This is a genomic window from Lysinibacillus sp. GbtcB16 (genome assembly GCF_019091145.1).
Taxonomy (GTDB): domain Bacteria; phylum Bacillota; class Bacilli; order Bacillales_A; family Planococcaceae; genus Lysinibacillus; species Lysinibacillus fusiformis.
Genome location: NZ_JAGXJV010000142.1, coordinates 1 through 435, shown reverse-complemented (window position 1 = coordinate 435; position 435 = coordinate 1). Strand labels below are relative to the sequence as shown.

General features: G+C 33.6%; 1 protein-coding gene. It reads right to left on the bottom strand.

The features are described 5' to 3' along the window. Nucleotides 1-389, bottom strand: a 389-nt coding sequence (locus tag KVT27_RS23745; protein WP_217582083.1) for a MerR family transcriptional regulator, incomplete at its 3' end; no start/stop codon positions are given. Nucleotides 390-435 lie beyond the last annotated feature (46 nt).

The window sequence follows — 435 nt, the reverse complement described above, 5'->3', positions numbered from 1 at the left end:
GAAACAGAGTTAATGACTTGTTGCTTCAATTCATCTGAAACATTCGTACTTAAAGTAATGAACACATCATCATTCACTTTATGTGTTTCATGCTGAAGAATTTTATCCGACTGATAAAAAGTCATTCGTTCCCCAATTTTTATAATTTCTTCAAGAGACATTTCTTTCAACTTTTCCTGAATAGAAGCAAGTGTTTCTCCTGTTTTTGATAGTGTGATGATCGCCCGAAAATAATGTAAATGTTTCTCTGTATAAGCCCTTTTATTCCCTACTAACTCTAAAGGAGGCACAATTTCAATTTGCGTATAATACCGCACAGTTCTTAAATTTATATTCGTCCCTTCCTTTTGAAGAATTTCTGTAATCTGCTTTGCAGTAAAAGTTTCCATACCAACCATCCTTTTCAGTTCACTGTATCCTTTACACCATACTGTA